21 protein-coding genes are annotated in these 24,601 nt (G+C 71.3%); 9 read left to right on the forward strand and 12 right to left on the reverse strand.

The features are described from left to right. The first annotated feature begins 410 nt into the window (after positions 1 to 410). Positions 411 to 1,079, forward strand: coding sequence for a DUF2510 domain-containing protein (locus tag BM342_RS00005; RefSeq protein WP_092963347.1), 669 nt, complete (start codon positions 411 to 413; stop codon positions 1,077 to 1,079). A gap of 56 nt (positions 1,080 to 1,135) precedes the next feature. Here the strand turns inward: BM342_RS00005 and BM342_RS00010 are convergent, their stop codons facing one another. Beyond that, positions 1,136 to 2,185 carry a zinc-dependent alcohol dehydrogenase family protein gene (locus tag BM342_RS00010; RefSeq protein WP_092963349.1) on the reverse strand — a complete coding sequence of 350 codons (1,050 nt, stop codon included), beginning with the start codon at positions 2,183 to 2,185 and terminating at the stop codon, positions 1,136 to 1,138. A 114-nt stretch (positions 2,186 to 2,299) separates the two neighbouring features. After that, on the reverse strand, positions 2,300 to 3,856 hold the full coding sequence (locus tag BM342_RS00015; RefSeq protein WP_092963351.1) for a carboxylesterase/lipase family protein: 1,557 nt from the start codon (positions 3,854 to 3,856) through the stop codon (positions 2,300 to 2,302). A 98-nt stretch (positions 3,857 to 3,954) separates the two neighbouring features. On the opposite strand from BM342_RS00015, the gene BM342_RS00020 reads away from it, so the two are divergent. Then, on the forward strand, positions 3,955 to 5,223 hold the full coding sequence (locus tag BM342_RS00020) for an MFS transporter (protein WP_369823079.1): 1,269 nt from the start codon (positions 3,955 to 3,957) through the stop codon (positions 5,221 to 5,223). A 66-nt stretch (positions 5,224 to 5,289) separates the two neighbouring features. On the opposite strand, the gene BM342_RS00025 is transcribed toward BM342_RS00020, so the two are convergent. The 6 genes from BM342_RS00025 to BM342_RS00050 all read right to left on the reverse strand — a co-directional run bounded on the left by BM342_RS00025 (position 5,290) and on the right by BM342_RS00050 (position 11,187). Further along, entirely contained in the window at positions 5,290 to 5,760 is a 471-nt protein-coding gene (locus tag BM342_RS00025; protein ID WP_092963355.1) for an aromatic ring-opening dioxygenase LigA, read from the reverse strand. Between the two features lie 104 nt (positions 5,761 to 5,864). Next, entirely contained in the window at positions 5,865 to 7,193 is a 1,329-nt protein-coding gene (locus BM342_RS00030; RefSeq protein WP_092963357.1) for an RNA polymerase sigma factor, read from the reverse strand. A gap of 19 nt (positions 7,194 to 7,212) precedes the next feature. After that, on the reverse strand, positions 7,213 to 7,671 hold the full coding sequence (locus BM342_RS00035) for a YciI family protein (protein WP_092963359.1): 459 nt from the start codon (positions 7,669 to 7,671) through the stop codon (positions 7,213 to 7,215). Positions 7,672 to 7,833: 162 nt separating this feature from the next. After that, positions 7,834 to 10,002, reverse strand: coding sequence for an ATP-dependent Clp protease ATP-binding subunit (locus tag BM342_RS00040; protein ID WP_177231993.1), 2,169 nt, complete (start codon positions 10,000 to 10,002; stop codon positions 7,834 to 7,836). A 124-nt stretch (positions 10,003 to 10,126) separates the two neighbouring features. After that, complete coding sequence (locus tag BM342_RS00045) at positions 10,127 to 10,621, reverse strand: MarR family winged helix-turn-helix transcriptional regulator (protein ID WP_218154869.1); 495 nt, start codon at positions 10,619 to 10,621, stop codon at positions 10,127 to 10,129. Continuing rightward, the gene (locus BM342_RS00050) at positions 10,618 to 11,187 is read right to left on the reverse strand and encodes a nuclear transport factor 2 family protein (protein WP_177231994.1); all 570 of its coding nucleotides are present in this window, start codon (positions 11,185 to 11,187) and stop codon (positions 10,618 to 10,620) included. Before BM342_RS00050 ends, BM342_RS00045 begins: the two co-directional genes overlap by 4 nt. 177 nt (positions 11,188 to 11,364) lie before the next feature. Between BM342_RS00050 and BM342_RS00055 the strand changes: the two genes are divergently transcribed. Further along, entirely contained in the window at positions 11,365 to 11,748 is a 384-nt protein-coding gene (locus tag BM342_RS00055; RefSeq protein WP_143109709.1) for a hypothetical protein, read from the forward strand. An 81-nt stretch (positions 11,749 to 11,829) separates the two neighbouring features. On the opposite strand, the gene BM342_RS00060 is transcribed toward BM342_RS00055, so the two are convergent. Continuing rightward, on the reverse strand, positions 11,830 to 12,411 hold the full coding sequence (locus tag BM342_RS00060) for a TetR family transcriptional regulator (RefSeq protein ID WP_092963367.1): 582 nt from the start codon (positions 12,409 to 12,411) through the stop codon (positions 11,830 to 11,832). A gap of 89 nt (positions 12,412 to 12,500) precedes the next feature. Here BM342_RS00060 and BM342_RS00065 point away from each other — a divergent pair, with 89 nt between their 5' ends. The 3 genes from BM342_RS00065 (at position 12,501) to BM342_RS00075 (ending at position 15,381) form a co-directional block, all read left to right on the forward strand. Beyond that, the gene (locus tag BM342_RS00065) at positions 12,501 to 13,772 is read left to right on the forward strand and encodes an MFS transporter (RefSeq protein WP_092963369.1); all 1,272 of its coding nucleotides are present in this window, start codon (positions 12,501 to 12,503) and stop codon (positions 13,770 to 13,772) included. 93 nt (positions 13,773 to 13,865) lie between these two features. Then, positions 13,866 to 14,894 (forward strand): LLM class flavin-dependent oxidoreductase, encoded by a 1,029-nt coding sequence (locus BM342_RS00070; protein ID WP_092963371.1) that lies wholly within the window; start codon positions 13,866 to 13,868, stop codon positions 14,892 to 14,894. 64 nt (positions 14,895 to 14,958) lie between these two features. Further along, entirely contained in the window at positions 14,959 to 15,381 is a 423-nt protein-coding gene (locus BM342_RS00075; protein WP_092963373.1) for a pyridoxamine 5'-phosphate oxidase family protein, read from the forward strand. A gap of 100 nt (positions 15,382 to 15,481) precedes the next feature. On the opposite strand, the gene BM342_RS00080 is transcribed toward BM342_RS00075, so the two are convergent. Then, positions 15,482 to 16,855 (reverse strand): APC family permease, encoded by a 1,374-nt coding sequence (locus BM342_RS00080; protein ID WP_177232162.1) that lies wholly within the window; start codon positions 16,853 to 16,855, stop codon positions 15,482 to 15,484. A 107-nt stretch (positions 16,856 to 16,962) separates the two neighbouring features. Continuing rightward, the gene (locus BM342_RS00085) at positions 16,963 to 18,060 is read right to left on the reverse strand and encodes an alcohol dehydrogenase catalytic domain-containing protein (RefSeq protein WP_092963378.1); all 1,098 of its coding nucleotides are present in this window, start codon (positions 18,058 to 18,060) and stop codon (positions 16,963 to 16,965) included. Positions 18,061 to 18,181: 121 nt separating this feature from the next. On the opposite strand from BM342_RS00085, the gene BM342_RS00090 reads away from it, so the two are divergent. Further along, positions 18,182 to 19,618, forward strand: coding sequence for a PucR family transcriptional regulator (locus BM342_RS00090; RefSeq protein ID WP_092963380.1), 1,437 nt, complete (start codon positions 18,182 to 18,184; stop codon positions 19,616 to 19,618). 22 nt (positions 19,619 to 19,640) lie between these two features. On the opposite strand, the gene BM342_RS00095 is transcribed toward BM342_RS00090, so the two are convergent. Further along, positions 19,641 to 20,183 carry a hypothetical protein gene (locus tag BM342_RS00095; RefSeq protein ID WP_092963382.1) on the reverse strand — a complete coding sequence of 181 codons (543 nt, stop codon included), beginning with the start codon at positions 20,181 to 20,183 and terminating at the stop codon, positions 19,641 to 19,643. Positions 20,184 to 20,374: 191 nt separating this feature from the next. Between BM342_RS00095 and BM342_RS00100 the strand changes: the two genes are divergently transcribed. Further along, the gene (locus BM342_RS00100; RefSeq protein WP_092963384.1) at positions 20,375 to 21,079 is read left to right on the forward strand and encodes a YceI family protein; all 705 of its coding nucleotides are present in this window, start codon (positions 20,375 to 20,377) and stop codon (positions 21,077 to 21,079) included. A gap of 145 nt (positions 21,080 to 21,224) precedes the next feature. Then, positions 21,225 to 24,575: a hypothetical protein gene (locus tag BM342_RS00105; RefSeq protein WP_092963386.1), complete on the forward strand. Its 3,351-nt coding sequence runs from the start codon at positions 21,225 to 21,227 to the stop codon at positions 24,573 to 24,575. The last annotated feature ends 26 nt before the right edge of the window (positions 24,576 to 24,601 follow it).

A 24,601-nucleotide genomic window follows, 5' to 3' on the forward strand; every position in this document is an offset into this window, starting at 1 on the left:
ACGCTGTTGAGTTCTCAAGAACCAGACGCCACAAAACCAGACACCCACAACCCGTGGACCTGCAATTCAGGGCAACCTGCCAACCATACCACCACCCAGCACACCCAAACCGGAAACCAGCTGAGAACACCAAGAGGAGAAAGGTTCAATCCTAGACTTGAAATCACCGAGTCGCATTCCTGCGCCTTCGAGGTTATTTGGCTAGAACCGCACCCGACCATCCGGCCCGAAGACCCGACCGCCGCGGCGACATGGATAAACATACGCACCCCCACCCCGACCACACAAATCCAACACACACCCCGGGCGTGTCGCACGCATGCCGGGGCACCCGGTGCGCTGGACGCGACATCCGCTCGCCTCTGGTCACCCGCCGCCGTTAGCATTCAGCGAACCCGACGAGGAGCCCGATGACGAACGAACTCGCCCACTCCGCACCCGCCGCATCACCCGCCGGCTGGTACCCCGATCCGAGCGGAGCGCCGACGCTCCGCTGGTGGGACGGCCTCCGTTGGACCGAGCACACCACGGCCGGCGCGGCCGGCGCATCGGGCGCGCCCGTGCTGCGACCCTACGGCGAGCATCTCGTCCACACGCAGGTGCCGGCGGGGACCCCGACCTCGACGCCGTGGATCTGGCTGATGATCGCGCTCCCGCTGCTCGGCGTGATCCCCCTGTTCGGCTTCGACATGACCGGCTACATGGTCGATTCGATCACCGACCCGATGGCGCAGTTCCGCATGTACCTCGACCCCTGGTACCTCAGCGCACTCGTCCTCGGCTGGACCGCCTACGGGCTCGGGGTCTGGTTCGCCGCCCTCGACCGCGCCGAGCTGCGACGTCGGGGCTTCGGCCGGCAGTTCCACTGGGCCTGGACGTTCCTGTCGAGCCTCGTCTACGTGATCGGCCGGTCAGTGGTGGTCAAGCGACAGGCCGGGCGCGGCACCGCACCCATGCACGTCGCGATCTGGACGACCGTCGCGACGTTCATCGGCACCATGATCTGGGTGATCGTCATGACGGCGCAATTGGTGCAGGCGACCATGGAGTACTCCGGCGCGTACGCCGGGGCGCTGTAGCAGCGGCATCCGCTGGTCTCGGGACGGCACCGCGGAGGCGCCTGACCGGTCGCGGGTCAGGGCTGCAGCATCACCTTGACCGCGCGGCGCTCGTCCATCGCGGCGTACGCCTCGGCCGCGTCGGCGAGCGACAGCTTCAGGTCGAAGACGAGTCCGGGCTCGATCGCGCCCGAGAGCACGTCGGGCAGCAGTTCCTCGATGTAGCCGCGCACGGGTGCGACGCCCCCGTTGACGCCGACGTTGCGATTGAAGAGCGGGCGAACGGGCAGCTCGGGCCCGCCGTTCGGCGCGCCGACGTAGCCGACCATGCCGCCCGGTCGGGTCGAACGGATCGCCTGGTCCATCGACTCCTTGGTGCCCACGCACTCGAGCACGCGATCGGCGCCGATGCCGCCGGTGAGCGCCTGCACCGCGGCCACGCCCTCGTCGCCGCGCTCCTCGACGATGTGGGTCGCTCCGAACGTGCGCGCGAGCGCCTGCCGGTCGGCGTGCCGCGACATCGCGATGATCGTCGTGGCGCCGAGGCGCTTCGCGGCGATGATCGCGCAGAGGCCGACGGCACCGTCGCCCACGACCGCGACCGAGTCGCCGGGCCCGACGCCCGCCGAGACGGCCGCGTGATGGCCGGTGCCCATGACGTCGCTCAGGGTCAGGAGTCCGGGCACGAGATCGGCGGTGACCTCTTCGCGGACCGGCACGAGCGTGCCGTCGGCGAGGGGAACGCGCACGCGCTCGCCCTGCCCGCCGTCGGCGAAGCCGCCGAGCCGGTCGCCGCCGCCCCACCATCCGCCGTTCAGGCACGAGGTGCTGACGCCGTTGCGGCAGTTCGCGCAGATGTTGTCGCACACGTAGAAGGGTGCGATCACGAAGTCCCCGACGTCGATGAGCGTCACGTCGTCACCCACAGCCTCGACGACGCCCACGAACTCGTGCCCGATGCGGTGGGGCTCGTGCGTCGGGGTCACGCCGCGATACGGCCAGAGGTCGGACCCGCAGACGCAGGCCGCCACGACGCGCACGACGGCGTCGCCGCCGGTCGAGAGCACGGGGTCGGGAACGGTCTCGACGCGGATGTCGCGGGCGGCGTGGATCACGGTGGCGAGCATGGTTCGAGCCTACGCGCGGAGACCGCCGCGGAGTAGGGCGGAGGGGAGCAGGGGCGCGGGCCTCGATACGGCGCAGGGCGCCTGCTCGACCGGCGAGCGGCTGGGCGCTGCGGATCAGACGTGCGGGACGAACTCCTGCCAGGCGATCCGCTTCTCGCGGCGCGGGTCGACCGCGACCCGGTCGACCGCGTCGAAGACGAGGGTGCGCCGCATCCGCTCGTCGTAGCGGGGCCAGCCCTCGCAGGGCGCGCCGGAGGCCGCGAACGACACCCAGTGCGCCTGCATCCGTCGTCCGACCCCGCGGTAGAGGCGTCGCCCGCCGAGCAGGGTGAGCCCGGCACCGGTGAGCGTGTCGAACTTCTCGAACAGGGCGAACAGCTCGAGGCCGTGCGTCGCGTCGAGGCCCAAGAGGCGGGGCATCCGAGGGGCTGCGTCGAAGCGGTAGAACCAGACCGGCTCGTACCGCGAGTGCCGCTCGGCGACCTTCACGGTCGGGAACCAGAACGTGAAGTCCCCGGCGAAGTCGGCCGCCGGGCGACGTTCGGGCAGGCCGGGGTACTGGCGCTTGATGGCCTTGCGCGACTTCTTGCGCGTGTTCGCGAAGATCGCGCGGATGCGCGGCTTCGTGGTCGGGAGGATGTCGATGCGCCCGGCGAACAGCGACCCCTCGCGGTCGTTCGTGCCGATCAGCAGCGGTATGCGGTGCGCCGTGCCGTCGCGGAACGCGTCGAGCGGACGCTCCGGCAGGAACTCGCCGTCGATCACGGGCGCGAGGCTGATCGTGCCGGGGCTCTCGTCGGGCGTGCGCTGCGCCAGCCTGGTCGTCGCGTCGGCGAGCACGCGGGGGCTCGCCGCCAGGAGCATCGCGGCCGCGTCCTCGCCCGACTCGCTCTCGAGGTCGTCGTCGTCGACCAGGCGGCTGAGCGTGCCGACGTACTCGGCGGCCCACCGCGCGGCGACCTCGGGCAGGTAGACCGCGTTCGCGGGCGAGCTCTGCGCGATCGCCCGCGAGAAGAGGCCCTCGGCCGCGGGCACCGCCATGAGGGTCGTGACCGAGTTCGCGCCCGACGACTCCCCGAACAGGGTGACCCGGTCGGGGTCGCCGCCGAAGGCCGCGATGTTGCGGCGCACCCATTCGAGCGCGGCGACCTGGTCGCGGAGCCCGACATTGGCCTCGAACGGATGCCGCGGGCCGGCGTAGGCCCGGAAGTCCAGCCACCCGAGCGCTCCGAGCCGGTAGTTCAGGCTCACGTAGACGACGCCGTGCCGGCGCACGAGTCCCTCGCCCTGCCGCGGATACTCGTCGGAGGATCCGACGCTGTACGCGCCGCCGTGCACGAACACCATGACGGGCCGCAGCGGGCCGCCCGCGGCATCCGGTGCCGTCACGTTCACGCGCAGGCAGTCCTCGCTTCGGGGCAGCCGCGGGTGGGCGCCGATGAACTGGCCCCGTCGGTTCTGCGGCGCGACCGGCCCGAACTCGGCGGCGTCGAGCACGTCGCCCCAGCCGGCGCGCGGGGCCGGAGCGCGGAAGCGGCCCTCGCCCTCGGTCGAGGCCGCATACGGGATGCCGCGCCACATGCGCAGGCCGCGCCGGCGGACGCCGCGAACGGCTCCGCGGTCGGTGTCGACGACGAGGTCGTCGGTGCGGATGCCACCCCCCACGAGCATGCGGGGAGCATACCCGCCGCCGGTGAACGCAAGGGGCTGGGACCGCGATGAACGTGCGAGGCGACGCGGATGTCCGTGGGATGCGACAGGATGCACGGGTGAACGGAATCCGCGGCTTCTGGCGAGCCCTGCCCACCGAGGGGCGGTGGCTCCTGTCGACCGTCGCGATCCAGACGCTCGGGCGCGGACTCACGCTGCCGTTCACGATCATCTACCTGCACGAGGTGCGGGGGTTCGACCTCGCGCTCTCGGGCACGCTCATGGGCCTCATCGCCGTCGTCGGGCTCATCGTGACCGGGCCGGGCGGCAGCCTCATCGACCGGTACGGCGCCCGTCGCATCCTGATCGTCGGCCTGATCGCCATGCTCCTCGGCAACGTGCTGCTCGCGTTCGCGACCCACCCCGCCGTGGCCGCGGTCGGGCTCGTGCTCATCGGCGTGAACTTCGGCGTCTCGTGGCCCGGGTTCAATGCGCTCATCGCGAGCGTCGTCACGGGCGACCTGAGGCAGCAGTACTTCGGCATCAACTTCGCGCTCGTGAACCTCGGCATCGGCGTCGGCGGCATCATCGGCGGGTTCTACGTGAACGTCGAGGCGCCCGAGACGTTCGTCACGATCTTCCTCGTCGACGCGGCCAGCGCGCTCATTCCCATGGCCCTGCTGCTCGGGCCGCTGCGGCACGTGCGCACGCAGGCCGACGCGCCCGCCGACGGCGAGGCCGCAGAAGGGGGCGGGTACCTGCAGATCATCCGCCGGCCGGCCGTGATCTGGGTGACCCTGCTCACCTTCGTCGCGATGTTCGTCGGATACGGGCAGATGGAGGCCGGCTTCCCCGCGTTCGCCCGGCAGGTCGCCGAGGTGCCGACCAGCACGATCGGCTTCGCGTTCGCCGCGAACACGCTCGTGATCGTGCTGCTGCAGTTCGCGGTGCTGAAGCGGATCTCCGGCAGGCGGCGCACGCGCGTCATGTGGGTCATGGCGCTCGTCTGGGCCGTCTCCTGGCTGCTGCTCGGCGCGACCGGACTCGTGCCCGGCACCTTCGCCGCCACGATCGGCGTCATCGCCTTCATGGCCGTCTTCGCGTTCGGCGAGACACTGCTGCAGCCGACGGTTCCGGCCGTGTACAACGACCTCGCTTCCGACCACAACCGCGGTCGCTACAACGCCGTCAACTCCGCCGCGTTCCAGGGCGGCGCGATCGCCGGGCCGATCGCCGCGGGATTCCTGCTCGACCACGGCCTGCACGGCGTGTTCATCGGCATCATGGTCGTCTGCTGCCTCGGCATCGGCGTCATGGCCCTCGCGCTCGAGCGCCGCATCACGCCCGCCGTGAACGGCGTCGTCGAGCCGCAGCCGGTGGTCGACTGACGGTCGGCCCCTCGGCAGACCGGCGCACCTCCGGCTGAAGCCCGGCCGCCGGAATGACGGGGCGAGCTACCCGGCGGTCTTGGGCAATGGCGGCACGATCGTGCGCAGCGACCACCCGAACAGCACGAACATCGCGCCGACCGCACCGGCGAACAGCGCAACGCCGAACGCGACGACCGACGTGAACAGCGACGCCCTCAGGAACGAGGCGTTCATGACCGTCGTGCGCACCGGGTCGTCCTGGTCGAGCTCGGCGTAGGTCTTGCCCCCGCCGATCTCCTCGGCGTGCATGGCGATGACCCCGGCCTGGACGAACGCGTCGATCGGGCCGTTGACGGTCTGCCCCGCGAGGATCGGAGCGTCGTCGGGGATCACGATCTTCTCGGCGGCCAACTGGTTCGACACCGACGCCCACGCCACGATCGCGACGACGATGAGCAGGATGCCGCCGATGATGCCGGCGAGCCCCGTCAACCGCACCACGTTCACCTGCGTGCGGTTGAGCACCGCGCCACCTGTCTCGAAATTCTCAGTCATCGCATCCCCCCGAAAGCCGACGTGTGACTCCACCGTATCGGTCGCAGGACTCCCCGAACAGGCGGAAAGCGCCCGGCGTGGCGTGGCGCCGCGCGGATGCGTCGCTACAGCCTCGCGGCCTTCGCGCGCAGGCTGTCGCGCTCCCGCTCGTTGCCGGTGAGGCGGGCCGCGGCCTCGAGCTCGGACCTCGCCTCGTCGGTACGGCCGAGTCGGGCGAGCAGTTCGCCGCGCACCGCCGGGAGCCCGGCGTAGCCGGCCAGCCGTCCGCCGGCGACGAGTTCGTCGACCAGCAGCAGTGCCGACCCGGGGCCGGTGGCCATCGCGACGGCCACCGCCCGGTTCAGGTCGACCACGGGCGAGGGGGCGATGCGGCCCAGCGCCTCGTAGAGCACGACGATGTGCGCCCAGTCGGTGTCGTCGAAGGTCGGGGCGACCGCATGGCACTCGGCGATCGCCGCCTGCAGTCCGTAGGCGGCCCGACCACGGCCGATGCCGTCGGCCTTCGCCAACGCCGCTCGGCCGCGGACGATCTGGGCGCGATCCCAGCGCACGCGTTCCTGCTGGTCGAGCGGGATCGCCGACCCGTCGGGCGCCGTGCGCGCGGGGAAGCGCGCCGCGGTGAACTCCATGAGCGCCACCAGCGACCACGCCTCGGGTTCTCGCGGCATGAGGCCCGCGACCACCCGGGCGAGACGCAGGGCCTCGTTCGAGACATCCGCCCGCATCCATTCCGCCCCGGACGCCGGGACGTGCCCCTCGTTGAACACGAGGTAGAGCACCTGCAGCACCGAAGCGAGGCGGGCCGGATACTCGTTCGGCTCGGGCACCTCGAACGGCACGTTCGCGGCCGCGAGGGTCTTCTTGGCCCGCACGATGCGCTGCTGCACGGTCGCGGTCGGCACGAGGAACGCGCGTGCGATCTCCTCGGTCGTGAGGCCGCCCACGATGCGCAGGGTGAGCGCGATCTGCGCCTCGCGCGAGAGCACGGGGTGGCACGACACGAAGATGAGCCGCAGCACGTCGTCGTCGATCGTGTCGGGGTCCCAGAAGACCTCGGATGCCGCGCCGCCGCGCTCCTCGAGGTCGCGCGCCATGGCGGCGTAGCGCTCGTCGAGCCGTTCGCGGCGGCGCCATCCGTCGATCGCACGACGCTTGGCGACCGTCGTCAGCCACGCACCCGGATTGGCGGGGACGCCCTCGGCCGGCCACTGTCTGAGCGCCTCGACGAGCGCCTCCTGCGCGAGGTCCTCGGCCTGCCCGACGTCGCCGACGAACCGGGCCAGGGTCGCGACGATGCGCGCGGACTCGATGCGCCAGACGGCGGCGACGGCGCGGCGGGCGCGCTCGTCGGCCGTGCGGTCCGCCTCGACGGCGGCCGCCGGGGCGGCCTCACCGGCCGACCCGGCCGCGCCCGCGGCATCCGTTGCTCCCATGTTGACGACCGGTCGCCGCTCAGTCGGCGCGACGCTCGGCTGCGGCCGCTGCCGATGCCCTGATGACGGCATCGGAGTCTGCGCGCCAGCCGGCCTCCTTCTGGATCCACTCGTTGTCCTGGGGGAAGTCCTCGAGCTCGTTCACGCGCCGCACCTCGAGCTTCGCGCCAGGTCCGAGGGGGCACCGCTTGGCCCACTCGGCGGCCTCTTCGGCACTCGACGCCTGGATGATCCAGAAGCCGTTGAACAGCTCCTTCGTCTCGCCGTAGGGGCCGTCGGTGACGACCGGAGGCGTCGTGTCGAAGTCGACGACGAAGCCCTCCTTCGCGTCGGTCAGCCCCTCGCCGCCGAGCAGGACGCCGGCCTTGATGAGCGACTCGTTGTAGGCGCCCATGGCGGCGATGACCTCGTTGAAGTCGAGCTGCTCGTAGGCCTCGACGGCCGCATCGTTCGAGCGCATGATCAGCATGTACTTCACGGTGTTCTCCTCGTTTCGTGTGGCCGGACGGCCGGTTCGGGAAGCGCCGAAGGGCCGCCTCACTCATGCGTCGAACGAGCGGATGCCGGATCGACACGTTCGCGGAACTTTTTCGGCGGCCGCCCGGACGCAAGGATCCGGGCGGCCGGAACCGCGTCGCTCCTAGTGCTCCCGCTCGGCGCGCTCCACCCTCAGCGTCTCGCCCGACGGGTCGAGCGCGACCACGACCGCGTCGCCGTCGCGGATGTCTCCGGAGAGGAGCGCCCGCGCCAGGCGGTCGTCGATCTCGCGCTGCATGAGGCGGCGCAGCGGCCTGGCGCCGTAGAGCGGGTCGTAGCCGCGCTCGGCGAGCCAGGCCCGCGCGTCAGGCGTGACCGCGAGCTCGAGCCGGCGCTCGTGCAGCCTCGCCGACAGGCGGTCGACGTAGAGGTTCACGATCTCGGCGAGTTCCTCTTGGGTCAGCGCCGAGAACACGACGAGGTCGTCGAGCCGGTTCACGAACTCGGGCTTGAACGACTGCCGCACGGCCTGCATGACCGCGTCCTCCTTCTGCTCCCACGAGAGCGTCGGGTCGACGAGGTACTGCGAGCCGAGGTTCGACGTGAGGATCATGATGACGTTGCGGAAGTCGACCGTGCGGCCCTGGCCGTCGGTCAGCCGACCGTCGTCGAGCACCTGGAGCAGCACGTCGAAGACCTCGGGGTGGGCCTTCTCGACCTCGTCGAACAGCACGACCGAGTACGGGCGGCGGCGCACGGCCTCGGTGAGCTGGCCGCCCTGGTCGTAGCCGACGTAGCCCGGGGGAGCACCGACGAGCCGCGAGACCGAGAACTTCTCGCCGTACTCCGACATGTCGATGCGCACCATGGCGTGCTCGTCGTCGAAGAGGAACTCTGCGAGCGCCCGGGCCAGCTCGGTCTTGCCGACGCCCGTCGGGCCGAGGAAGAGGAACGAGCCGGTCGGGCGGTTCGGGTCACTGATGCCAGCCCGAGTGCGGCGCACGGCATCGGCGACGGCCGCGACCGCGCGCTTCTGGCCGATGAGGCGCTTGCCCAGCTCGGCCTCGAGGTGGAGCAGCTTCTCGGTCTCGCCCTGGAGCAGGCGCCCGACCGGGATGCCGGTCCAGGCCGCGATCACGGCCGCGATGTCCTCGTCGGTGACCTGCTCGTTGACCATGCGCGGCTCGTCGGCCTGCGTCGACTCGGCGCGCTCGGCCTCGACGAGGTCGCGCTGGAGGCGGGCGATCGTCTCGTATTCCAGCCGCGACGCCGTGGCGTAATCGGCCTCGCGCATGGCGCGGTCGCGGGCCGTCACGGCCTCGTCGAGCTGCTTCTTCAGGTCGCCGACGCGGTTCAGCGACATCCGCTCGCGCGTCCATCGCGCCTCGAGGTCGGCGAGCTCGCGCTCCTTGCCGACGAGCGTCTCGCGCAGCTTCGCGAGCCGCTCCTTCGACGCGTCGTCCTTCTCCTTCTTGAGGGCGAGCTCCTCGATCTTCATGCGGTCGACCTCGCGCTTGAGCTGGTCGATCTCGATCGGGCTCGAGTCGATCTCCATCTTGAGGCGCGACATGGCCTCGTCGATGAGGTCGATCGCCTTGTCGGGCAGCTGGCGCGACGTGATGTAGCGATTGCTGAGGGATGCCGCGGCGACGAGTGCGGCATCCGTGATCGTCACGCCGTGGTGGGCCTCGTAGCGGCCCTTGAGCCCGCGGAGGATCGCGACCGTGTCCTCGACGGACGGCTCGCCGACGTAGACCTGCTGGAAGCGGCGTTCGAGCGCGGCATCCTTCTCGATGTACTCGCGGTACTCGTCGAGCGTCGTGGCGCCGATGAGGCGCAGCTCGCCGCGCGCGAGCATGGGCTTCAGCATGTTCGATGCCGCGACGGAGCCCTCGCCGCCACCGGCTCCCATGAGCAGGTGCAGCTCGTCGACGAAGGTGATGACCTCGCCGTCGGACTCGTCGATCTCCTTCAAGACGGCCTTCAGCCGCTCCTCGAACTGGCCGCGGTACATCGCGCCCGCGACGAGCGCCGAGATGTCGAGCGAGATGAGCTGCTTGCCCTTCAGCGACTCGGCCACGTCGCCCGCGACGATGCGTTGGGCGAGGCCCTCGACCACGGCGGTCTTGCCGACGCCGGGCTCGCCGATGAGCACGGGGTTGTTCTTGGTGCGGCGCGTGAGCACCTGGCTGACGCGACGGATCTCGGCGTCACGACCGATGACCGGGTCGAGCTTGCCCGCCTTCGCGATCTCGGTGAGGTTGACGCCGTACTGTTCGAGCGCCGACTTCTGCTCTTCCTGCGAGCTCGGCGCGCCCTGCATGTTCGCCACTCAGAACTCCCTTCGTCTCAAACTTGAGTGTACTTAACTCAACTTTGCGAAGTGGGTCGATATTCCGGCATTCGCACGCAATCGCCCCCCGGTTCACGGTAGACGGATGCCGCGGCGAGCGCTATCACCCTGCAGGCGAAGGTATCGAGTCGCCCAGCAGCAGGACGAGCAGGCGACGCAGCTCGACCTGCTCGTCGGCATCGAGCCGCGCGAGCAGCACGCCCTGCGCCCCGTCGACCGCGACGTCGAGATCGACGAGACGAGCCCGGCCCGCTTTCGTGATCTCGACGCTGTTGCGCCGACGGTCCCGCTCGTCGGGGGAACGCGCGATGAGGTCGGATGCCTCGAGTTCACCGAGCACGGCGTGCAGGTCGCTGCGGTCGAGGCCGAGCCTGCGGCCGAGCTCCGCCTGGCTCACCGAGCCGCCCTCGGCCAGGGCGTGCAGCACGGAGAAGTGATGCCTGCGCATGCCGTGCGCGCCGAGCGCAGCCCCGACCGCACCTGCGCCGACCGCCGCCGCCCGGCTCAGGAGCCAGCTGGGCAGGCCAACCAGGCGGCTCGGCGGCGCCGGCTGCACGTGCGCCATGCCCGAGTCGCGCTCATCGGATGGCGCGCTCATGCGGCAGCGGGCGCCGGTGCGGGCGCGGGTGCGGCCAGGGGCGCGGCAGCGGCGGAGCCGGACGCCGGTTCCACGACGGGCGCCGGCGTCGGGCCCGCGCCGCCGGTCCGCCAGGTCGGCGTGACCCGCAGTCCGGCGATGCGCCATCCTGCAGGCGTCTCGCGGACGCCGAACCGGTAGACCGCGCCGATCACCTGCACCGGCACTCCATCGGCGTGGGCGAAGTGGGCGATCAGGTTGGCGCGGACCTCGGCGGTACGAACGCGGGGCGTCGGCGACGAGCCCTCGTCGACGATCACATTCGTCATCACGTGGTGCAGGCGTTCGAAGCCGACGTGGTTGCGGGTCGCCTGGGCGATCACCGCGTCGCGGCCCTCGGCGGTGCCGCCCGGGGTGGTCGCCGTCGCATCGTCTGTGAAGAGCTCTCGGAGCACGTCGAAGCGATGCTCGTCGAGCGCCGCGCCCAGGCGGGCGACGAGCTCGGCGAGGTGCACGCGATCCCGATCGGTGATCAGGTCGACACCTGCATCGGTGTTCGAGGCGGCTATGGCAGCGGCAGTGCTCATGATCTCGCTCATCTCGTCGAGGGATTGAACGTTGGAATGACCAACGTTGGTGCTACCAACATTAGCGAGACAAGTCGAGAAGGCAAGGCCCGAGAGCGAAGCTATACAGACGTGTTCGGTTTGTGATATCCATATCCCGTACAAACATGTACGGATTCTGGAGAAGCAGGAGTGATCATGTCGACACCGTTCATCTTCATCACCACCCTCGGCGTGCCGGCCGAGCACTGGGGCGCGGCGCGCGAGTCCGTCGCGCGGTATTCCGCCTTCATCGCCGAGCGCGAGCCCCGGATGCTCGCGTTCAGCGCAGCCTTCGACGCGGCCCGCCGTGAGGTCGCGCTCGTGCACGTGCTCGCCGACGCGGAGTCGGCCGATGCGCACCTGCCCATCGCCCACGAGCACATCGGCGCCGGACTTCGACTCGCCGAGACGCGTCGCATCGAGGTCTTCGGGGAGCCCGGACCCGGGATCGAGGGCCTGCTCCGGGTCAACGCCGCCCAGGGGGTCGACGTGCAAGGGTCCGAGGACCTCGTCGGAGGCTTCGTTCGCCACGCGGCATGAACGCGCGGGTCCGGGCCGTCAGACCCGGACCCGCATGTTCCGACGCGGCGTGACGCCCGGTCGGTCGACGCGAGGCCGCGCTCAGCCCACCCGCAGGAGCGAACGGATCGTCGACCGGATGAGGCCGCCTGCCGCCGCCTCGTCGAGGCGGCCCGCATCGACCTCGGCTGCGGCGGCATGGAGGATCGAGAGGAAGCACGCGACCTGCCAATCGAGCGGTTGGTCGGCACGCATCACCTCGGCCTGGCGTCCGCGAGCCAGCAAGGCTCGAACCCGCCGCATCGGCTGGTCGTGCATCGCACGCACGGCCTCGGGGCCCAACTCGAGTTCGGCGGCGGCGAGGACCCCCCGTGAGGCGTCGACGATCCGCCAGGACGAGTCGACGAGCCGCTCGAGCGCGGTCCACGCATCGACTTCGAGGTCGAGGCGGGCGAGCTCAGCCTCAGCGAGTGCGAGCGCGCGCTCGAACGTCGCGCCGACGAGTTCGGCGCGCGAGGCGAAATGCGCGTAGAGCGTCACACGCCCGACCCCGGCAGCTGCGGCGACCTGCGCCATGTTGGCGCGCGGGTCGGCCACCAGCAGCCGACTGGCCGACTCGAGGATCGCATCGCGGTTGCGTCGGGCGTCAGCCCTGGTGGCGCGCTCCCTGGTGTCATCCGGCACGACGGCCCCTTTCGCTATTCCGAACAACAGTGTATAGATTAATTGCGCTATTAACTCGTACAGTCATGTTCAGTTTAGGAGAATGACGGATGTCACATCAGATGCCGACCCCGGAACACGTGCACCACGCTCCCGGCGCGATCCCCACTCCGCCGTCCTGCGAACGCCGGGGCCTCCTCGCCCTCGTGCTGCTCTGCCTCGCCCAGTTCATGCTCGTGCTCGACGTGACGATCGTGAACATCGCGATCCCGGATCTCAGCCGGGATCTCGGCCTCGACCCGACTTCGGCGGCGTGGCCGATCGCGGCCTATGCCGTGCCGTACGCCGCGCTCCTGCTCGTCGGCGGCTCACTCGCCGACCGATTCGGAGCTCGTCGCCTCGTGCTCCTCGGACTCGCCGTCTTCACGTTCGCCTCGCTCGCCGCGGGGCTCTCGGCGACCCCTGAGACGCTCATCGCGGCCCGCGCTGCACAGGGGATCGGCGCGGCGATGCTCTCGCCGGCAGCACTCGCGGCCCTGGTCGGGCGCTTCTCCGGCCCCGCGCGACACCGCGCGCTCGCGGCCTGGGCCGCCGTCGGAGGCGCCGGGGGCGCGATCGGCGTGCTCCTCGGCGGACTGCTCACCGCCGGCCCGGGGTGGCGATGGATCTTCCTCGTCAACGTTCCGGTCGGGGTGCTCGTGTTCACCCTGGTGCCGTTGGCGGTCGCCGCGGGTGCGCGCAGCACGCGCCGCCCGATGGACCTCGGCATCTTCAGGATCCCTGCGATGCGGTTCGGCGCCTCGAGCATGCTCGTCGCGAGCGGCCTGCTCATCGGCAGCTCCTTCCTGCTCTCGTTCGCGCTGCAGGCATCGCACGGATGGTCCGCCCTTGCGACGGGCTTCGCGTTCCTGCCCGTGGCACTCGGCACGGTGCTCGGCGCGCACTCGGCGGGCCGGCTGACCGGGCGCGTCGGACCCCGGACGGTCGCGATGATCGCATTCGGCACGACGACCTCTGGCTTCGGTGCAGCTGCAATCGGCAGCACCGTGCCTGCCGTGCTGATCACCGCAATCGCCGTCGCGGCGACCGGGCTCGGAGCGGCGTTCGTCGCGGCGACCACGACGGCACTCCCCGCGGTCGAACAGGCGCACGTCGGGTTCGCATCGGGAGTCATGAACGTCGCGCACGAACTCGGAGGCGCAGTCGGGGTGGCGTCGTTCGCCTCGCTCGCCGCGGTGAGCCTCGCATCTTCGAGCGATTCCTCGGGTTTCGCGATCGCGTTCGCAGTCGCTTCAGCGCTGTCCGTCGCCACCGTCTTCGGTGCGCGGCGATTCGCACCGAGGGGAATCCCCGATGCCGCTGCACCGCGGTTCGTGCACTGACGCAGCCGCCGACCCTCGAGCCGGATGCGGTCCCGCGGGTCGGCGACATCCATGCGATGGAATGCACTCGGAGCGATCGGCGTTGCCTCAGGCATGCAACGCTTCGGAACGCTCTCGTTCGGCCACTACGGACACCTCGGCGGCGGGCGGGAACTGTCGGCCGGCGACTCCCTGCTGCAGGCCATCGACCTCGCGCAGGGCATGGACGAGCTCGGCGTCAACGGCGCGTACTTCCGCGTGCACCACTTCGCACGCCAGCAGGCTTCGCCCATGCCGCTGCTCGCCGCCATCGCGGCGCGCACGACGGGCATCGAGGTCGGCACGGGCGTCATCGACATGCGGTACGAGAACCCGCTGCACCTCGCCGAGGAGGCTGCGGCCGTCGACCTCATCTCTGGCGGGCGCCTCGCGCTCGGCGTGAGCCGCGGATCACCCGAGTCCGTCGTGCGCGGCTACGAGGCGTTCGGATACACGGGTTCGCAGGACCCGCGTGGAGCCGACCTCGCACGCGAGCACTTCGCCCGGTTCCTGCAGGCGATCGAGGGGCAGGGCCTCGCAGAGCGCGACGCCGCCTCGCCGTTCGGCGGCGGGCACGGGCTGCAGCGCGTCGAGCCCTACTCGCCCGGCCTGCGGTCTCGCATCTGGTGGGGCGCCGGCAACCGCGACTCGGCCGAATGGGCCGGCCGCGTCGGCGTCAACCTCATGTCGTCGACGCTGCTCACGGAGGACCGCGGGATCCCGTTCGACGAGCTGCAGGCGCAGCAGATCCGGGCATTCCGCGACGCCTGGCGCGAGGCCGGGCACCCGGGCGAGCCGCGGACCTCGGTGAGTCGGTCGATCTTCCCGATCACCACGGCTGAGGACGAGCTCTACTTCGGCGGCCGCCAGGACGGCGACGGCGTCGGCATGATCGACGGCATCCGCTCGACGTTCGGCAAGACCTACGCGGGCACGCCGGACAAGCTCGTCGAACAGCTGCAGAAGGATGCCGCGATCCGCGAGGCCGACACGCTCATGCTCACGATCCCGAGCCAGCTCGGCGTGGAGTTCAACCTCCGGCTGATCACCGCCTTCGCGAAGCACGTGGCGCCGAGCCTCGGATGGGAACCGGCGCGCAGCTGACGATGAGGTCCGACTTCGGCACGCCCCTCTCGCGATTCGGCAACGACAGGAGCAGACTCGAAGCATGGACGAGGAACTCGACGAACGCCCTCCGACCCGTCACCTGACGGAGGCGGAGTGCTGGCAGCGCATCATCGAAGCCCCGTACGGCCGCATCGCCGCGGCCGCGGGCGGCGATGTCGACATCTTCCCGGTGAACCACGTCGTCGCGCACGATCGCACGATCGTCTTCCGCACCTCTCCGGGCACGAAACTGCTCGAGCTCACGATCCACCACCACGTCGCATTCGAGGTCGACGGCGCCGACGACCACGAGGCGTTCAGCGTCGTCGTGAAGGGAGACGCCGTCGAGTTCGACCGCCAGTCCGAGGTCGCCGAGGCCGAACGGCTCGGGGTGGAGCCTTGGGCCCCCGAGACGAAGGACCGGTGGGTGCGCATCACGCCCACCGAGGTGCACGGCCGGCAGTTCGAGCGTCCGCGACCCTAGCGCGGGCTGCGGCCGGAAATGGTCCGCGCCTCCCCGCCGGGTCACGGCGAGGAGGCGCGGGGTCTTGGGCCAGGCGCTCGACGGCCGAGCACCCGGCGATCTAGCCGACGCCCTCGAGCGCGTCGGTCTCGGTGTTGCCGATGTTCGCGAGCACCTCGGGGCGACGCTTGGCGAGGTGCAGGTACCAGGCCAGCGCGGCGATCATCGTGGCCAGGAACAGGTACGGGATGACGTTCAGCGGCCAGGCGGGCACGGGCCAGACGTTCGCGAAGAACACGTAGGCCATCGAGACGACGGCGATCACTGCGCACACCCAGACGAGGCCGTTGCGCATGCCCTCGCGTCGCGTGTAGACGACGCAGGCGATCGCGACGAGCGCGTAGGCGACCATGTAGCCGTAGGTGCCGTAGGTGTCGACCCAGACGACGATCTCCATCGGGTCGGCTCCCATGACGAGCAGCACGAGGTCGAGCACGATCGCGGCCGGGCCGGCGACGAGCAGCACGCGGTGCGGGGTCAGGTGGCGATCGTGGGTGCGGCCGAAGCGCTCGGCGACGACGCCCTCCTTGCCCATGACGTAGATGATGCGGCCGACCACGTTGAGCGGCGCGACGACGACGGCGAAGAACGAGGCGCCGACGCCGAACGTGAGGATCGGGGCGAACCACGTCGGCATGCCGATCTGCGTGGCGATCGCCTCGAGCGGGCTCGCGGCCGTCGCCAGGTCTTCGCCGAGGATCGCGATCTGGGTGTAGGCGGCGAAGACGTAGAGGATGCCGACGGTCACGGCGCTCCACATGATCGCGCGGGGGATGGCGGTGTACGGGTTCTTCGCCTCGCGGCCCAGCGCGTCGGCCGACGAGAAGCCGACGAAGCCGAGGATGCCGAGCACCATGCCGGCGGCGACGCCCTGGAACGGCACGCCCTCGAGCGAGAACTGCGCCGGGTCCCACGCGTTCGGGCCGGCCCAGACGAGCGCCAGCACGAGCAGGATCAGGATGATCGTCACCGAGACGAGCTCGAGCACGAGCGAGACACGGGCCGAGAGGCGGATGCCCCGGATCGTGAAGAGCGTCGCCAAGCCGCCGAGCACGATCGCGAGCGCCATCGACCAGCCGAGCCCCTCGGCGGGGATGCCGATGAGCACGAGGAACTGGTTCATGTACGACACGGCGCCGCCGAGGGATCCGGCGGCGATGCCCCAGCAGCCCACGAGCAGGGCGACGCCGGCGAGGTATGCGCCGAACGGGCCGAGGCCCTTCGCGACGTAGGTGTAGAGCGAGCCGGCCGAGGCGTGCCGCTTGGCGAAGACGGCGACGCAATAGCCGACCGCGAGGATCACGATCGTCGCGAGCACGAACGAGAGCATGGTGCCGTTGCCGGCCCCGATGTAGATGCCCGCCGCGGTGAAGGCGATGACCGCGCTCGGGGCGATGTTGGCGATGGCCTGGGCGGCGAGCTCGGGCCCGCTCATGACGCCGCGGCGGAGGCCGGCGTCGGTGGGGGCGTCGGCCCGAGGGGCCGGCGCCTGCGTGGTGGGGGTGGTCATGCGAACTCTCCAGTGAGTCGGGTGGGGCGCGGTCAGGGGATGAGGAGCGTGCGGAGCGCTTCGCCGGATTCGAGGTCGTCGAACGCCTCGGCCGCCTCGGCGAGCGGTCGGCGCGACGAGATCAGCGGGTCGAGCTTGAGCTGGCCGTCCATGTAGCGGTCGACGAGCGCGGGGATGTCGATGGAGGGGCGCACCGAGCCGTAGTTCGAGCCGAGGATGCGCTGGTCGGCCTCGGCGAGCACGAGCGGCTCGAACGACGCCTTGGCGCCGGTCGGGGGCAGGCCGACGATGACCGCCGCGCCGCCGAGGCCGAGCATGCGGATCGCCTGCTCGGTCGTCGAGGTGCGCCCGATCGCGTCGAAGGCGTAGTCGACGCCGTCGGGGATGAGGTCGAAGAGCGCCTCGACCGCGTCGACCTGCGACGCGTCGATCTGGTCGGTGGCGCCGAACTGCACGGCGAGCGCGGTCTTGTCGGCGCGCACGTCGATCGCCACGATGCGCTCGGCACCGGCGAGGCGGGCGCCCTGGACGACGTTGAGGCCCACGCCGCCGCAGCCGATCACGACGACCGTGGAGCCGGGCTCGACGGCCGCGGTGTTCAGCACCGCTCCGACGCCCGTGGCGACCGCGCAGCCGACGACCGCGACGATGTCGAGGGGGGCGTCGTCGCGCACCTTGACCGCGCCGGACGCGGGCACGACGACCTCTTCGGCGAACGACGAGACGCCGAGGTAGTGGTGCAGCGGCTCCTCGTCCTGCGAGAGGCGGGAGGTCCCGTCGAAGAGCACGCCCTTCGGTGCGACGACGGTCGCGACCTTCTGGCAGCGCGCCTCGTGGCCCGAGCGGCAGTAGCGGCATTCGCCGCACGGCGGCACCCACGAGAGCACCACGTGGTCGCCGACGGCGAGCGACGTGACGCCCTCGCCGAGCTCGACGACCACGCCGGACCCCTCATGACCCATGACGAGCGGAGCCGGGGCGTCCCATTCCCCTCGCTTCACGTGCAGGTCGGAGTGGCAGACGCCCGCCGCCGCGATCTTGACGCGCACTTCGCCGGCCTTGGGCGCGGCGAGTTCGACGTCGGCGACCTCGATCGGCGTCTCCGGTGCGCGGAAGACGATGGCTTTCATTGATGCTCCCTTGGATCTGGTGCTGGGGTACGCAAGATGCTAGGCAGACTCGACCCAACGCGTCACTGTGAAGAATGTCGAATCAGAATCGGATGCCGCGACATTCCGTACACTCGATCGCATGGCCCGTGACGTGCTCTCCATCGCCCGCGTGCTCGGCGGCGAGCTCGTCGGCGCGGGCCTCGACGCCGCGACGCCGGTCGACTCGGCGATCCGGCTCGAGGAGTTCAGCGTCATCGGCCACCCGTCGTTCGCGACCCTCGTGGTGGCCGCCGCCGAGCCGCTCGCAGCCGCCCTCGCGGCCGGCGGGCCACGTGCCGAGGCGCTGCGCGGCACCGTGCTCGTGAGCCATGGAGCGACCCGCGCCCTCAGGCGCGCCGTCGATCTCGCCGGGGTCACGGCGATCGTCGGCACCGACGCAGGAGACGCCGTGCTGCATCCCCTGCTGGTCGCCCTGCTCGCGACCGACCAGGCCGCAGAGGACCGGCTCGTGACGACCGGCACGAAGGTGCTCACCCAGGTCGCACGGCGCGGCGGCGTCGGCGCGGTGGTCGCCGAACTCGCCAGGCGCATCGACGGCTGGGCGGTGCTGCTCGATCCGCACGGCCAGGTGATCTCGACCGCGGGCGCCGGCGGGCTGCACGTGCAGGACGCCGTCGCGGTGGCCTTCAGCAGACCCGTGCGCGTGCGGCATCCGGGCCTCCAGGTGCACCGGGTCGGCTCGGGCGAGGATCTCAGCGCCTACCTCGTGATCTCGTCGCGCGAGGCGTCGATGAGCCGGGGCCGCGACCTCGCCTCGCAGGCGGCCGCGCTGCTCGACCTCATGCTCCGCACGCACGACCGAACGACGACCGAACGGCTCGGGCGTGAGCTGATGATGGGCACGCTCCTCGACGGCGGCCCGTCAGCTGCCGCACTCCTGCGGCGGTGGGGCGTGCACGAGGGCTCCCTGACCGGGTTCGCGATCACGGCGCGCTCGAAATCGGTCGACCTCGAACGCCTCGTCACGCGGTGGCTCGACGAGTTCGGCAGCGTGCACCTCGTCGTCGAGGAGCCCGGCCGCCTGCTCGGATTCCTCCGCGACGACCGCATCGACGACCTGGTCCGACGGGTCGAGGATGTCGCGGCCGACGCGCGCGTGCCCCTGCGACTGGGAATCGGCTCGCCCGCGGCATCCGACGCCCTCGCACGCACCGCAGCCGAGGCGCGCCAGGCGCTCGACCTCGCCGTCACGGACGGCCGCACGGTCGCGCACTATCGCGCCCTGCCCACCGTCGCCCTCGTGCTCGATCGGCTCGACGCCGGCGACGGCGCGCGTCTCGCCGAGGTGCTCGACCCGTTGCGCGAGGCGTCGGGCGAACACGGCGAGCTCACCCGCACCCTGCGCGTCTACCTCGCCGAACACGGCTCGTGGGGGGTCGCCGCCGAGACGCTCGGCGTGCACCGCCAGACCCTCGCGAACCGCATCCACCGCATCGAGGCGTCGACGGGCCTCTCGATGGGCAGTCCCGACGACCGCACGGCGGCGTGGCTCGCCCTCCGCGCCCTCGAGCGGTGAGGCGGTCGACCCCGACGCGCCGCTAGCCGACCGCGGGCGGTGTGACGTCGATCGCGGTGACCGTCGTGCGTGCGAGGCCCGTGGGCGTCGGGACCTCGTACCGCACGGGCATGCCCGGGTAGGCGAGTGCGAACCAGAACCGGGTGACCTGCACGTCGTCGCCGACGCCGTGCCGCACCTCGTAGCGCAGGCAGTCGAGTGCGACGGCCTCGCCGCCGAGCACCAGCTCGAGCGTCACGCCGGACCTCGTCGTGTGCTCGGCGGGGAACGCCGCATGCTCCTGCAGGTCGCGCCACGTCACGCGTCCGCTCGCCACGTCGCCGTCGACGTCGCCGGCCGCGTCGAGCCGCCATTGCTCGAGCGTCGCCCCCTCGGCGTCGCAGTCGACGAAGCGGTTGACCCGCTCGAAGCGCTCGCCTGAAGGAAGCTCCACGACCAGCCCGATGGTCTTGCCGGCGCCGCTCGCCGCTCGGATCTCGTCTGCCGTGAACGGCGTGGGCAACAGCCCGGGGCCGAGCACGTGCGGGTCGGGCCCGGCCGCCGCCGAGCCGGCTTCATCGCTCATGGCGCCAGTCTGCGACATCCGTCGTCATCGCGGAAGCCTCGAACGCCCGGGCGCCCTACCGCATGGGCCTCCCCGGTGGAACCCGTTCCGCACTCTCATGGCGAATTCAATGCGTTCTCATACGAAGTTCCGTCATGCTCGAGATCCGAGCACGACGACCATGCCACACGACGAACCCCCGGGGGCCCGCCATGCAGAAGCGCACGAAGATCATCACCGCCTCGATCGTCACGGGAGTGCTCCTGCTCGGCGCGACCGCCGCCATCGCGGGCCCGATCGTCTACCGCGACCTCATCGTCGGCCCGGCCGCCGAGGCGCCGACCGTCACCGTGACGCCGAATCCGAGCGCCGACCCGGGCGACACCGGGGCATCCGACCTCACCGGCTCGTGGACCGTCGCCGACGGCTCGTTCGCGGGCTACCGCGTCGACGAGGTGCTGAACGGCACGGATGTCACGGTCGTCGGCCGCACCGAGCAGGTCACCGGCACGCTCGCCGTCGACGGCACGACCCTCGACTCGGCCGAGATCACGGTCGACGTCGCCTCGATCGCGACCGACAGCTCGAACCGCGACGACTACTTCCGGCAGAACGCGATGGACGTCGCCGCGAACCCGACGGCGACGTTCGTGCTCACCGACGCGGTCGTGAGCGACGGCACGCCGACCGTGGGCGCCGTGCAGACGATCCAGGCGACCGGAGAGCTCACGCTCGCCGGCGTCACCCGGACGGTGACCGTCGAACTCGAGGCCGTGCTGAACGGCGAGACCGGGCAGGTCGCCGGCAGCATTCCGATCACGTTCGCCGACTACGGCGTCGAGGCGCCGAACCTCGGGTTCGTCTCGGTCGAGCCCGACGGGTACGTCGAGTTCTCGCTCGAGATCGCGCGGGCCTGAGCCGGCGCCGAAGCGCTCCGCCCGCCCCTTCGTGACGATCGGACCCCCCACCGGTTAGCGTGGAGTCGACTGGGGAAGTCGATTCGGGGGGATCTTCATGCAGCGACGACGGGCGACGGCACGCACCAGGCATCGACTGGGGCAGGTGCTCGCCAGCCTCGGCCTGGTCGCCCTCGTGGCCGCCGGCGCCGTGGCCGTGCCGCAGACCGCGCACGCCGCCGGGACGGCGACCCTCTCGCTGTTCAAGCGGGTCGAGAACCTCGATACGGGTGCGAGCTTCGGCGATCGCGGCGCCTGGGACGTGCAGGCCGTGAACGTCGACACCGGGGAGGTGATCCGCGGGCAGGGGCTCAACGGCGTGCAGAGCGTCGTCGTGCCGGCGGGCTCGTACGTCATCTCCGAGATCGAGACCGCCGCCAGCCCGCCCGGCTACCGCTTCGAGCAGTGGGAGTGCGGCGGACAGGTCACCACCGAGCCCACACGCACCATCACGCTCGCCGAGGGCGCGTCGCTCACCTGCACCGTCGAGAACGTGGCGATCAAGCCGAACCTCACGCTCGAGAAGATCGTCGACGGCGGCGGTGCAGATCCGGCGCTCTGGACGCTCACCGCGCAGGGCCCGAGCAGCATCTCGGGGCCGACCGGCGTCACGGGCGACGTGCGGATCGGGCGGTACACGCTCTCGGAATCGGGCGGCCCGACCGGCTACACGGCCGGACCGTGGTCGTGCGTCGACGAGACGACCGGCGAGGGCGTGCCCGTCGACGGCAACGGCTCGCTCCAGGTCGACCTCGGGCGGAGCATCCGCTGCACGATCACGAACACCGGGTCCCTGCCGCAGCTGACGCTCGTCAAGGAGGTCGACGGGCCGGCGGGGCGCCCCCTCGACCCGGCGACCGACTGGACGCTGAGCGCCACGGGCCCTTCGACGATCTCGGGCGCGACAGGATCGACCGCGGTGTCGCACGCGAGCGTGGACGCGGGCGACTACGTGCTCGACGAGACGGGTCCGAGCGGCTACTCGGCGGGTGCGTGGTCGTGCGTCGACGAGACGACCGGGCAGGCGGTGCCGGCGCCCGGTGGAGCCGTCACGATCACCGACACGTCCGACCTCGAGTGCACGATCGTGAACACCTTCGACGGCGCGTGGCTCACGCTCGTGAAGACGGTCGACGGAGACCAGCCCCCCGAGGACTGGCAACTCGTCGCGACGGGCGCCGACGAGCAACTGAGCGGTCCGGCCGGCTCGGCCGAGGTCACCGACGCGGTCGTCGCCGCCGGGAGCTTCGACCTCGCCGAGTCGGGCCCGACGACCGGCTACCGCACTGACGGATGGCAGTGCTCGAACGCCGACGGATTCGTCACGAGCGTGACGCTCGCCCCGGGCGACGACGTGACGTGCACGATCCTGAACGTCGCCGTCGCCTCGAAGCTCACCCTCGCGAAGGAGGTCGTCAACCGCGGCGGCGGAACCCTCGGGGCTGGGGATTGGACGCTCACGGCCGCGAGCGCGAGCGAGACCGTCTCGGGGCCGGCTGGCAGCGCCGACGTGCGCTTCGCCACCGTCGGGAGCGGCACCTACGACCTGAGCGAGTCCAGCACCGCACCCGAAGCCGGCCTCTACACGGCGAGCGCGTGGGTGTGCGTCGACGACGCGACCGGCGAGCCGTACGCCGACTCGACCGGAGAGACGGTCACCTTCACGGATGCCGAGTCCTCCGTCACCTGCACGATCACGAACACGTGGACGCAGTCGGAGCTCACGCTCGTCAAGCGGGTCGTCGCGCCCGTCGGGACGCCGCCGCCCGCGACCTCGTGGCAGCTCACCGGCACCTCGGGCGGCACGAGCATCACGGGCGCGAGCGGAGACGCCGAGATCACGGACGCCCCGGTTCCGGCCGACTCCACGTGGGACCTCTCCGAGGCGGGGCCCGACGGCTTCACGTCACTCGGGTGGACGTGCCTCGGCGTCTCCATGGACGACGCCGACTCCGTGACGATCCCCGGCGGGCGCTCCATCCGCTGCGAGGTGACGAACGTCGGCATCATGCCGTCGATCACCCTCGTGAAGGACCTCGTCGACGGTGCGGGCGGCACAGCGACCGTCGACGACTTCACGCTCAAGACCCGCGGCCCCGGCAACGCCGCGTTCGCCGGTGTCTCGGGAAGCGAGGACGTGACCGACCGCCTGACCCCGAACGGCGAGTACGTCTTCAGCGAGGACGGTCCGGCGGGCTACGACGTGACGTGGTCGTGCACCGGCGCGGACTTCGACGAATCGACCGAGACGGCCACGCTCGACTACGGCGACGAGGCCGTGTGCACGGCCACGAACACGCCGATCCCGCCGACGCTCACGCTCGAGAAGTCGGTGGCCGGCGGCAGCGCCGACCCGTCGGACTGGACCCTCATCGCGACCGGCCCCACGACGATCACCGGCAACGGCGCCGTCGGCCCCGAGACGGTCGACGCCGGTGTCTACGAGCTCACGGAATCGAGTACCGCGACCGGCAGCCCCGACTACGTGCCGGACTTCTGGGTCTGCTCGGGCGAGAACTACGACTCCTCCTGGCTCGTGCAGACCGGCGAGGGTGCTGCGGAGCTGACCCTGCCGCTCGCCGCCGACGTCACCTGCACGCTCGTGAACGCGTACACCCCGCCGACCCTCACGCTCGTCAAGGCCGTCGACGACGGGCCCGACGGTCCCGGAGGGACCCCCGGCGACTGGGTGCTCACCGCGACCGGCTCCGGGACCGCGAACGGCACGGTCGTGACGGGCCCCGGCGGCGGCCCCGACATCGTGTCGCAGGTCGTGACGACCGGAGACTACGCGCTCTCCGAGGCTCCGAACCCCGCATCGCCGCCGCCGTCGCCCGACTACGGCGCGAGCGCCTGGTCGTGCACCGGCGCGGGCTTCGAGCCCGCGGACCTCGTCGGCGCGACCCTGACCCTCGCCGCAGGCGACGACGTGGCGTGCACGATCACGAACGTCTTCGACCCGCCCCGCCTGACGCTCGTCAAGGAGGTCGTCGGCGGTGCACTGATGACCGCCGACTGGACGCTCAGCTGGACCGAGGTCGACGACCCGACGCGCACGGGCTCGGGCGCGACGGGCGACGCGGCCATCACGGACGCCCCGGTGCAGGACGGCACGTTCCGGCTCGCCGAGGCCTCGACCGTCGACCTCGCCGCGTCGTACACCGCCTCGGCCTGGCGTTGCACGGGCGGCGAGTTCGCCGCACCCGACACGATCACGCTCGTCGCGGCGGACGTCTCGGTGACGTGCACGATCACGAACACGTTCTCGGGCGGACCCGGGTCGACGCCGCCGCCCTCGGAATCGCCCGCGCCTCCCGCCGGAGGAGGCACGACGGCCGGCGGCATGGCCTCCACCGGTACGGACGCCGCTGGCTGGCTCGCCGCAGCGGGAGCACTGCTGCTCGCGGGGGCGGCCGCGCTCATCTCGACCTCGCGAACCCGTCGCACGGTACGCTGACCACTCGCCGCCGCCGCGGCACGACC

Origin of the sequence: Agromyces sp. CF514, from assembly GCF_900113185.1 — a bacterium.
Lineage (GTDB): Bacteria > Actinomycetota > Actinomycetes > Actinomycetales > Microbacteriaceae > Agromyces.

Excerpts from the sequence above, each read along its gene's own strand:
- BM342_RS00005 (WP_092963347.1), top strand. The coding sequence starts at position 411 with ATGACGAACGAACTCGCCCACTCCGCACCCGCCGCATCACCCGCCGGC.
- BM342_RS00010 (WP_092963349.1), bottom strand. The coding sequence starts at position 2,185 with ATGCTCGCCACCGTGATCCACGCCGCCCGCGACATCCGCGTCGAGACC.
- BM342_RS00015 (WP_092963351.1), bottom strand. The coding sequence starts at position 3,856 with ATGCTCGTGGGGGGTGGCATCCGCACCGACGACCTCGTCGTCGACACC.
- BM342_RS00025 (WP_092963355.1), bottom strand. The coding sequence starts at position 5,760 with ATGACTGAGAATTTCGAGACAGGTGGCGCGGTGCTCAACCGCACGCAG.
- BM342_RS00030 (WP_092963357.1), bottom strand. The coding sequence starts at position 7,193 with ATGGGAGCAACGGATGCCGCGGGCGCGGCCGGGTCGGCCGGTGAGGCC.
- BM342_RS00045 (WP_218154869.1), bottom strand. The coding sequence starts at position 10,621 with ATGAGCGCGCCATCCGATGAGCGCGACTCGGGCATGGCGCACGTGCAG.
- BM342_RS00050 (WP_177231994.1), bottom strand. The coding sequence starts at position 11,187 with ATGAGCACTGCCGCTGCCATAGCCGCCTCGAACACCGATGCAGGTGTC.
- BM342_RS00055 (WP_143109709.1), top strand. The coding sequence starts at position 11,365 with ATGTCGACACCGTTCATCTTCATCACCACCCTCGGCGTGCCGGCCGAG.
- BM342_RS00065 (WP_092963369.1), top strand. The coding sequence starts at position 12,501 with ATGTCACATCAGATGCCGACCCCGGAACACGTGCACCACGCTCCCGGC.
- BM342_RS00070 (WP_092963371.1), top strand. The coding sequence starts at position 13,866 with ATGCAACGCTTCGGAACGCTCTCGTTCGGCCACTACGGACACCTCGGC.
- BM342_RS00075 (WP_092963373.1), top strand. The coding sequence starts at position 14,959 with ATGGACGAGGAACTCGACGAACGCCCTCCGACCCGTCACCTGACGGAG.
- BM342_RS00080 (WP_177232162.1), bottom strand. The coding sequence starts at position 16,855 with ATGAGCGGGCCCGAGCTCGCCGCCCAGGCCATCGCCAACATCGCCCCG.
- BM342_RS00085 (WP_092963378.1), bottom strand. The coding sequence starts at position 18,060 with ATGAAAGCCATCGTCTTCCGCGCACCGGAGACGCCGATCGAGGTCGCC.
- BM342_RS00090 (WP_092963380.1), top strand. The coding sequence starts at position 18,182 with ATGGCCCGTGACGTGCTCTCCATCGCCCGCGTGCTCGGCGGCGAGCTC.
- BM342_RS00095 (WP_092963382.1), bottom strand. The coding sequence starts at position 20,183 with ATGAGCGATGAAGCCGGCTCGGCGGCGGCCGGGCCCGACCCGCACGTG.
- BM342_RS00100 (WP_092963384.1), top strand. The coding sequence starts at position 20,375 with ATGCAGAAGCGCACGAAGATCATCACCGCCTCGATCGTCACGGGAGTG.